Origin of the sequence: Nocardia carnea (assembly GCF_029868855.1) — a bacterium.
In the GTDB taxonomy this organism is placed as follows: domain Bacteria; phylum Actinomycetota; class Actinomycetes; order Mycobacteriales; family Mycobacteriaceae; genus Nocardia; species Nocardia carnea_A.
Genome location: NZ_JARWOV010000268.1, coordinates 1 through 9,148, shown reverse-complemented (window position 1 = coordinate 9,148; position 9,148 = coordinate 1). Strand labels below are relative to the sequence as shown.

Annotated in this window: 8 protein-coding genes and 1 pseudogene; 7 read left to right on the top strand and 2 right to left on the bottom strand. The window is 69.8% G+C overall.

Features of this window, described 5'->3' with window-relative positions; genetic code table 11:
• The 4 genes from QH195_RS27940 to QH195_RS27925 form a co-directional block, all read left to right on the top strand.
• On the top strand, positions 1 to 272 hold a 272-nt coding region (locus QH195_RS27940), incomplete at its 5' end, for an aminomethyltransferase beta-barrel domain-containing protein (RefSeq protein WP_348537361.1).
• Positions 269 to 1,303, top strand: a complete 1,035-nt coding sequence (locus QH195_RS27935; protein WP_280437590.1) for a methionine synthase — start codon at positions 269 to 271, stop codon at positions 1,301 to 1,303. The genes QH195_RS27940 and QH195_RS27935, both read left to right, overlap by 4 nt.
• Positions 1,304 to 1,382: 79 nt before the next feature.
• Positions 1,383 to 3,536 carry an NAD-dependent DNA ligase LigA gene (gene ligA, locus QH195_RS27930; protein ID WP_280437589.1) on the top strand — a complete coding sequence of 718 codons (2,154 nt, stop codon included), beginning with the start codon at positions 1,383 to 1,385 and terminating at the stop codon, positions 3,534 to 3,536.
• 90 nt (positions 3,537 to 3,626) lie between these two features.
• Positions 3,627 to 4,871: an AAA family ATPase gene (locus tag QH195_RS27925; protein WP_280437588.1), complete on the top strand. Its 1,245-nt coding sequence runs from the start codon at positions 3,627 to 3,629 to the stop codon at positions 4,869 to 4,871.
• Positions 4,872 to 4,895: 24 nt separating this feature from the next.
• Here the strand turns inward: QH195_RS27925 and QH195_RS27920 are convergent, their stop codons facing one another.
• Entirely contained in the window at positions 4,896 to 5,099 is a 204-nt protein-coding gene (locus QH195_RS27920; RefSeq protein ID WP_280426014.1) for a hypothetical protein, read from the bottom strand.
• Between the two features lie 612 nt (positions 5,100 to 5,711).
• Between QH195_RS27920 and QH195_RS27915 the strand changes: the two genes are divergently transcribed.
• Positions 5,712 to 6,041 (top strand): hypothetical protein, encoded by a 330-nt coding sequence (locus QH195_RS27915; RefSeq protein WP_280437587.1) that lies wholly within the window; start codon positions 5,712 to 5,714, stop codon positions 6,039 to 6,041.
• Positions 6,042 to 6,116: 75 nt separating this feature from the next.
• Here QH195_RS27915 and QH195_RS27910 read toward each other — a convergent pair whose 3' ends face one another.
• Positions 6,117 to 6,767 (bottom strand): amino acid-binding protein, encoded by a 651-nt coding sequence (locus QH195_RS27910; RefSeq protein WP_033241261.1) that lies wholly within the window; start codon positions 6,765 to 6,767, stop codon positions 6,117 to 6,119.
• Positions 6,768 to 7,014: 247 nt separating this feature from the next.
• Here QH195_RS27910 and gatC point away from each other — a divergent pair, with 247 nt between their 5' ends.
• Positions 7,015 to 7,314, top strand: a complete 300-nt coding sequence (gene gatC, locus QH195_RS27905) for an Asp-tRNA(Asn)/Glu-tRNA(Gln) amidotransferase subunit GatC (RefSeq protein ID WP_062979818.1) — start codon at positions 7,015 to 7,017, stop codon at positions 7,312 to 7,314.
• 71 nt (positions 7,315 to 7,385) lie between these two features.
• Positions 7,386 to 8,822, top strand: a pseudogene (gene gatA, locus QH195_RS27900) (Asp-tRNA(Asn)/Glu-tRNA(Gln) amidotransferase subunit GatA); the annotation flags it as partial.
• Positions 8,823 to 9,148 lie beyond the last annotated feature (326 nt).

Below are 9,148 nucleotides of genomic sequence, written 5' to 3'. Positions count from 1 at the left end.
CGCCCGTCTCCCACCCCCCCCCGGCGGGGGGGGCCCCCCGCCCCCGGGCCGCCCCCCCCCCGGCCCCCCCCCCCCGCCACCCCGCTGGCCCCCCCCCCCCCGGGGACGGGGGGCCCGACGGGCTACGGGTGCAGTTGCACGAACCACTCAGCGGTGTGGCGCGCGGCCAGGCCGCCGTGCTGTACCGGCCGGATGCCGCCGGTGACGTGGTCCTCGGTAGCGGAACCATCGCCGCCACCGCGCGTACGGCACCCGCCGGCGCGTCCCGATGAACCAGGCCGAATTCCCGGCCGGGGTGGCCACCGGGGTCGGATCGTGGCCGGGGACCGACCCGCGCGAGGCCGCCGCGGTGATCGTCGGCGAGCTGCCCGGACTGCCACACCTGGTGGAACTGCCCGCGCGGGGCGTGGGCGCGGACACCGTCGGACGGGTATCGGCCCTGCTGGTGGATATGCGTTTCGATACCACCCCGCGCGGCTACCGGCTGGCCCCACGGCCGGGTGGGGTCTCGCGCCGGGCACACGATCTATTGCGCACCGATCTGGACGCCCTGCAGGAAGCCTGGGAGAACGCCGGGCTGCGCGGGTCGGGCCGGCCGGTGAAGGTGCAGGCGGCAGGTCCGCTGACGCTGGCCGCGCAGGTGGAACTGCCGGGCGGCCATCGGGTCCTCACCGATCGCGGAGCCGTGCGGGATCTGGCGGATTCGCTCGCCGAAGGGTTGGCCGCGCATATCGCCGAGATCGCCCACCGGCTCGAAACGGACGTCGTCCTGCAACTGGACGAACCGCTGGCAGCCGAGGTGCTCTCCGGTTCGCTGAGCGGGGCCAGTGTGCTGAACACGGTCCGCGCCGTACCCGAACCGGAAGCAGCGGCGATCCTCGACGCGGTACTGACCCCGCAGCGGGTACCCACCCTGGTACACACCTGCGCGAACCGGCCGCCGCTGGATTTCCTGCGCCGATCCGCGGCCGACGCGCTCGGATTCGATCTCGCGACCCTCTCCGGGACCGCGGGCCTGGACGCGGTGGGCCAGGCGCTGGACGCGGGCAGACGCCTGGTGCTCGGCCTGGTACCGACCAGCGCCCCCGGCGCCCCGGCGTCGTGGCGGGATATCGCCGAACCGGGCGCGCGCCTGATGGACCGGCTCGGATTCTCTCGCGCGACCCTGGCACGTCAGGTGGCGGTGAGCCCGGCCTGCGGACTCGGCGGCGCCTCGCAGAGCTGGGCCCGGGACGCACTGCGACTGGCCTCGGATACCGCGAAAGCCTTCGAGCAGGACCCGGAATCGCTGGTCCCGCAATAACCGGATTCGCCCGGGAAGCGGCGGCGACGTGCGCTTATGGTGACCCGAAGTGTCGGTGGGCTGCACTAATCTGCGAGATGTGAGTGAGACCGGAACCCCCACCGAACGGGATACCGCCCGCGGCGAGGCCGCGCCCGCACCGGCCGCCGGGGCGGAGCGCGCGCGTTGGCAGGAGCTCGCCGATACGGTGCGCGAACACCAGTTCCGCTACTACGTCCGGGATGCGCCGATCATCTCCGACGGCGAATTCGACCAGCTGTTCCAGCAGTTGCTGGCGCTGGAGGAGCAGTATCCCGATCTGCGCACCCCGGATTCACCCACCCAGCTGGTGGGCGGCGGGTTCGCCACCGATTTCACCCCGGTGGATCATCTCGAGCGGATGCTCTCCTTGGACAATGCCTTCTCCGAGGCCGATATGCGGGCATGGGCCGCGCGGGTCGAGGAGGAAACCGGCCCCGGCCTGCACTATCTGTGCGAGGTGAAGATCGACGGGGTGGCGTTGAACCTGGTGTATCGCCACGGCAAGCTGGAGCGCGGCGCCACCCGCGGCGACGGGCGCACCGGTGAGGACGTGACCCTCAACGCGCGAACGATCGAGGACATCCCCGGCGAACTGACCGCCACTGCCGAATTTCCGGTGCCCGAACTGCTCGAGGTGCGCGGTGAGGTGTACTTCCGGCTCGAGGATTTCGAAACGCTCAATGCCGCGATCGTGGCGGAGGGTAAACCGCCGTACGCGAATCCGCGTAACACCGCGGCCGGTTCGCTGCGGCAGAAGGATCCGGCGGTCACCGCACGGCGGCGGTTGCGGATGATCTGCCACGGGCTCGGGCGTACCGAGGGGTTCACTCCGCGGTCCCAGCACGAGGCCTACCGGGCACTGGCGGGCTGGGGGCTGCCGGTGTCGGCGCATACCGAGCTGGTCGGCGGGGTCGATGCGGTGCTGGATCGGATCGCCTACTGGGCCGAGCACCGCCACGATATCGAGCACGAGATCGACGGCCTGGTGGTGAAGGTCGACGAGTTGCTGCTGCAGCGCCGGCTCGGTTCCACCTCGCGGGCGCCACGCTGGGCCATCGCCTACAAGTATCCGCCCGAGGAAGCCACCACGAAGCTGCGCGATATCGCGGTGAACGTCGGGCGCACCGGGCGGGTCACCCCGTTCGCGGTGATGGAACCGGTGGTCATCGCCGGATCCACGGTCGCGATGGCGACCCTGCACAATGCCGCCGAGGTGGTGCGCAAGGGTGTACTGATCGGCGATACCGTCACGATTCGCAAGGCCGGCGATGTGATCCCGGAAGTGCTGGGTCCGGTGGTGGACGCCCGCACCGGCGACGAACGCGAATTCGTGATGCCGACCCACTGCCCGGAATGCGGCACCGAACTGGCCTACGAAAAAGCGGGCGACGCCGATATCCGCTGCCCCAACCAGCGCGCCTGCCCGGCCCAGCTGCGGGAGCGGGTGTTCCATGTGGCCGGCCGCGGCGCCTTCGATATCGAGGCGCTCGGCTACGAGGCGGCGGTCGCGCTGCTGAATTCCGGTGCGATCACCGACGAGGGCGATCTGTTCGATCTCGATGCCGGCCGATTGCAGAACGTCTCGCTGTTCGTCAACAAGAACGGCAGCCTCTCGGCCAACGGCCGCCGCCTGCTCGACAATCTCGCCGCGGCCAAGGACGTCCCGCTGTGGCGGGTACTGGTCGGCCTGTCCATCCGCCACGTCGGGCCGACGGCGGCGCGGGCCCTGGCCGCCGAATTCGGCACCCTCGAACGGATCGAGCAGGCTTCGCTGGAAGAGCTGTCGGGAGCCGAGGGCGTCGGGCCCACGATCGCCACCGCGGTAGCGGAATGGTTCACCGTGGATTGGCATCGCGCGATCGTGGACAAATGGCGTGCCGCCGGGGTCCGGATGGCCGACGAGCGCGACGAGTCGATCCCGCGCAATCTCGAGGGCTTGTCGATCGTGGTCACCGGGTCGCTACAGGGATATTCCCGCGACGGCGCGAAGGAGGCGATCCTCCAGCGCGGTGGTAAGGCCGCCGGATCGGTCTCGAAGAAAACCGCTTTCGTGGTGATCGGGGATTCCCCCGGCACCAAGGCCGCCAAGGCCGAGGAACTCGGTGTCCCGATCCTCGACGAGGACGGTTTCCGCACGCTGCTCGAAGCCGGTCCGGAGGCGGTGCGCCCGGCCGGTGAATCCGGCGTGGAAGCAGATCCGCCGCAGGAGTAGCGGCCGGGTCACACGGGCGGGGGTCCGCGGCACGACACGGGCGCGGTCCCGGTGCTGCGGTCCGGTGGCCCGGCACGGCAGGATGGCGGGATGCTGCGCAGTTTTCGGGTGTCCAACCACAAATCGCTGGCCGACCTACAGGAATTGCGGTTGACCCGCGGCAGCGCGCCGGTGGCGGTGCCGGTCACCGCGGTACACGGCGGGCCGGCGGCCGGTAAATCGAACCTGGTCGACGCGCTGGGGCATATGCGCGATGCGGTGCTGCGTTCGGTGACCGGCTGGGACCCCTACGCCGGGCCGGAGCGTGCGCCGCACCTCGGGCACACCGGGCAGCCCTCCGAATTCGAGGCGGTGTTCATCGCCGAGGAGACGCCCTACACCTACGGGTTCCGGCTCGACGCCGCGGATGTGGCGGCCGAATGGCTCTACAGTCATCCGCGGTCACGTAAGCGGATCGTGTTCGAACGGGAGGGCGAGGCGGTACGGGTCGGGCCCATGTTCGAGGCCGCGCGGTTCGGGATCACCGCACTGATACCGCTGGTGCGGCCGAACGCGCTGCTGTTGAGCCTGGCCGGGCAGATGTACGCCGAGGCGCTGGTGCCCGCCTATCGCTGGTTCGAGACGATGCTCGAGGTACTGCGGGGCACCGGCGATACCGATTCGGTCGAGTTGCGGGTGGGCTCGCATCTGTCCCGGTCCGCCGAGAACGCCGCCCGGCTGCTGACCCTGCTGCAGACCGCCGATCTCGGTATCACCGATCTGCTGATCGCGCAGAACGATCCGGGTTACGCCGACTTCCTGCGCGATCTCGATGCCGATATCGCGGCGCTGGGTGAGCAGACCGATCGCGCGGCGGTCTCGGCGGCATACGCGGCACAACTGGAACAGGACACCGGCCTCACCGCGGCACAGCTGGCCCGCGAACTGACCAACATGCGCAATGCCCGCGATGCGCTGTACACGCGGATGGTCGCGCGGCGTGGGGTCGGGTTGCGGCTGGTGCACACCGGTGTCGAGCCGGTGTTCACGCTGGCCGAGGAATCCTCGGCAACCGTGGCGCTGCTGCGGTTGCTACCGGTCCTGCTCGACGCATTGGACGCGGGAAAGGTGCTCGTCGTCGACGATATCGGCGCGCAACTGACCGTCGAAGAGGCCGATCGGCTGATCCAACTGTTCCAGAACCCGGAAACCAACTCCCGCGGCGCGCAATTGGTGTACACCACCGGCAACCGTGCCCTCGTCGACCGGGGTAACGGCCGTTCGGCGCGGACCCGTACCGGCGTCTGGACCGTCCGCCGGTCCGAAGCCGGTACGAGCACCCTCACGATGTCCTGAGCAGCCGGTGCCCGCCGGTCCGGATCAGTTGCTCGGCTGCGGGAGTGTGCAACCCATCTTGGGGTTCATGCCCAAGTAGTTCAGCGGTCCGGCGAGGACCGTCACCGCCAGGGTCGCGGCGTGGGAGCACTGGGCCGGCGGTTCGTTGAAATAACCGCGCTGCCCGGCGGCGACCAGCCCCGCAACGAACCAGATGAGGATGACAATACTGACAACTCGGCTACCCATGGCACCTGCTCGAATCGATGAGTCCGGCATTTCGATCGTTTCCTTCCACATCGGTACTCCCCGGATACCCCGTAGCGGCGGGCTGATGCGCCGGTTACAGCGGTCTCGCACAAATAGGGCTTTCCCGTCGTGAACGACCGATCTTTCTCCAGTGCACCGGGTTCGGCGGCGACATTCCGCCGCCCGGATGGGAGAGCCCGGGCAGCTGCTCATGCTCCGGACAGGCGGCCGTCGATGGACGCGCACGACCCATCCATGCGGGGTTACCCGAGCAGCGGTGCGCACGGCCGGGCCGAGAGTTCGATTCTGTGAGGTCGGGGACGAGCCGGCCACGATCGAACCGGTGCTGTCCCCGGTCACCGGCCGGAGGCCCTGTGCCGGTCGCATTCACCGGGCTCTGTGCCGTTCGGAGCGATCGGTACGAACGGCCCCACCTCATGGGTCGCCGTATATGCAGGGCGGCGAAGACGACGGGATCGGTTCCCGGCGGACTCGTCCCGGACCGCTTCGGCGGGCGCACCGACGCCGAGAAGCGGCTCGGGCTGCCTGCGCGGCGGTGGTGTGTCGGCGTGCATGGGCCGGTCCGTCCACAGGTACGCCTACCATGGGGATGTGTTCGAACTGGCGATGCTGGCAGTGATGGTGGCCGCACTGGTCGGGATGCTGGTCCTGGTGTTCCGGGGGCGGCGGGGAACCGCGTTGCCGCAGGACGCCGAGATCGGGTCGCTGTATCTCACCGGGGTGAGCCCGCGACCCGAGGCGATGGGTGAGCAGTTCGTGACCCTCACCGGAAACCTTTCCGGCCCTTCCGAATCCGGGAAAGTGGTGTACGGGCGGCTGGTCTGGGATGCGGCGTACTGGCCGGCCATCGGCGATACGCTCACCGTCGCCTACCCGCCGGGTAAACCGGATCGGTGGCAGATCGTCGAACCCGGGAAGTAGCTCCCGGCCGGTCGCGCAGGTCGTGGTTCTGTGCATCAGGTCTCAGAGGCGACCCGACACGGGATTCCGGGAGTCTCAGCCCAGAACTGTTGCCACGATTCCGGCGAGATATCCGAGACGCGCCACCTCGGAAGGCCGGAAATCGGGTCCACCGGGACGGCCGAGCAGCAGCGCCTTGCTGGAGGGGCCCAGCGGCGCGGCGGCCATCTTGGTATCCATATCGCGCCAGATCTCGGGCACCCAGTCCGCGTCGGCGTCGAGAGCGAGGGGTTTCTGCAGCGGCATCCACGGCACCGAGGCCGCCTGCGTCTGCGGCGCGCTCTGGCTGCCGACCAGCCGGTAAGCACCTTGCGGGCCGATATCGAGCACCGTGCTCCAGCCCACCCGTAGCACCCGCGGGATACCGTCGACCAGCACCTGTAATCGGTCGTCGCGGGCGTTGGCCACATTGTCGATGAGTTCGAGTTCGCGGTGGGTGTCGAGGACACCGGAATAGGGCCGGATCGAATCGACTCGCACATCACCGAGCGATTCCGCGGCGGTGATGAGCGTATCGGGAAGCGCGTTCGGGGCGATCTCGACCACCAGATCGTCGACGGCGAATCCGGCGCCCCGTTCGACCACGTCCAGCGAGAGGATATCGGCACCGACGGTGCCGAGTGCCACCGCCAGAGACCCGAGGCTTCCCGGACGATCCGGAAGTTGCACGCGGAGCAGATATGACACGTGCGTTTCCCTTTCCTTCTGCGGCCGAGGCTCTGAACGAATACCCGGTCTGCCCATCCTTACACCCATTTCGGGCGGTTATCGACTCGAATTGTGCGCGCTGACCGCCGCGTAACGGTAGCGGATGCTGTGAATCGGGTGGCCGGAGGTGCTGCTGTGGCCTCGCGGCCGACGCCGGAAGCCCGCACCATTAGGCTGTTCGTTGCTTGTGATCCGTATCCGAACTACACGCCGAAAGGGGTTCGCGGTGACCGCCATCTCCCGCGACGAGGTCGCACACCTCGCCCGGCTGTCCAGGCTCGCCCTGTCCGAGGCCGAACTCGATCAGTTCGCCGGACAGCTGGATTCGATCCTCAGCCATGTGGCGACCATCTCCGAGGTGGCCGCCGCCGATGTCCCGGCCACGCCTTCACCTGATCCGGTGACGAACGTGACCCGCCCCGACGAGGTACGTCCCGGGCTCAGCCCCGAGCAGGCCCTCTCCGGTGCGCCCGCCAGCGAAGACCAGCGGTTCCTGGTTCCGCAGATCCTCGGGGAGGGCGAATGAGCGAGTCAGGCCCGGAGGAGGCAGCGCAGCGTAACCACGCAGGGCCCTCGTCCATTCGCAATCGACGGAGCATGAGCGACCTGACCCAGCTGGGTGCGGCCGAGCTCGCCGCCAAGATCCACGGCCGGGAGGTGTCCTCGGTGGAGGTCACCCGGGCGCATCTGGACCGGATCGCCGAAGTCGACGGCGAATATCACGCGTTCCTGCATATCGCCGGTGAGCAGGCGCTGGCGGCCGCGGCCGAGGTCGATACGGCCCTCGCCGACGGGAAAGCGCCGGCCTCGCCGCTGGCCGGGGTGCCGTTGGCGCTCAAGGACGTGTTCACCACGACCGATATGCCCACCACCTGCGCGTCGAAGATCCTCGAGGGCTGGGTGGCGCCCTACGACGCCACGCTGACCTCCCGGCTGCGTGCCGCCGGTATCCCGATTCTCGGGAAAACCAATATGGACGAGTTCGCGATGGGTTCCTCCACCGAGAACTCCGCCTACGGGCCCACCAAGAATCCGTGGGACACCGGGCGTATCCCCGGCGGCTCGGGTGGCGGTTCGGCGGCGGCGCTGGCCTCGTATCAGGCGCCGTTGGCGATCGGTACCGATACCGGCGGATCGATCCGGCAGCCTGCCGCGGTCACCGCGACCGTGGGCACCAAGCCCACCTACGGAACCGTGTCGCGGTACGGCCTGGTCGCGTGTGCGTCCTCGCTGGACCAGGGCGGCCCCTGCGCGCGGACCGTGCTGGACACCGCGCTGCTGCACGAAGTGATCGCCGGACACGATCCGCGCGATTCGACCTCCCGTGATGTGCCGGTCCCACCGGTGGTCGAGGCCGCGCGCCGGGGTGCGGGCGGAGATCTGCGCGGCGTGAAGATCGGCGTGGTCAAGGAGTTGCATTCCGACAGCTACCAGCAGGGCGTGCTGGCCTCCTTCGACGCCGCGGTGGGCGTGCTGAAGGACCTCGGCGCGGAAGTGGTGGAGGTGTCCTGCCCGCACTTCGAATACGCGCTGGCGTCCTACTATCTGATCCTGCCCAGCGAGGTCTCCTCCAACCTGGCCCGGTTCGATGCCATGCGGTACGGCCTGCGCGTCGACGACGACGGTAACCACAGCGCCGAGCAGGTCATGGCCGCCACCCGGGCCGCCGGGTTCGGGCCCGAGGTGAAGCGGCGCATCATGATCGGCACCTACGCGCTCTCGGCCGGGTATTACGACGCCTACTACGGGCAGGCGCTCAAGGTGCGGACCCTGATCGCGCGCGATTTCGAGAAGGCCTACGAACAGGTCGACGTGCTGATCTCGCCGACCAGCCCGTTCACCCCGTGGAAGCTCGGCGAGAAGGTCGACGATCCGCTGGCCATGTACCTGTCGGACCTGTGCACGCTGCCGACCAACCTGGCCGGGCATCCGGCGATGTCGGTGCCGTCCGGCCTCAGCCGCGACGACGGGATGCCGGTGGGGCTGCAGATCATGGCGCCCGCACTGGCCGACGACCGGTTGTACCGGGTCGGGGGGGGGGGGGCGGGGGACGGGGCGGGGGGGCGCGGGGACGGGGGGGGGGCCGCCGCGGGGGGGGGGGGGCGGGGGGGGGGGGGGGGGGGGCCACCCGCGCGCCGGCGGGGGGGCCGGGGGGGGCCTACGCCCGCGGGGGCGGGGGGCGCGGATCGGGTGGAGTTCACGGCGGGGGATGCGGCGGAGCTGCCGGCGGGCGCGTTCGATATCGCGTTCGCGTTCGAATGTGTGCACGATATGCCCCGCCCGGTCGAGGTACTGGCGTGCGGGGGGGCCGGGGCGGGGGGCCCGGGGGGGGGGGGGGGGGGGGGGGGGGGGGGGGGGGG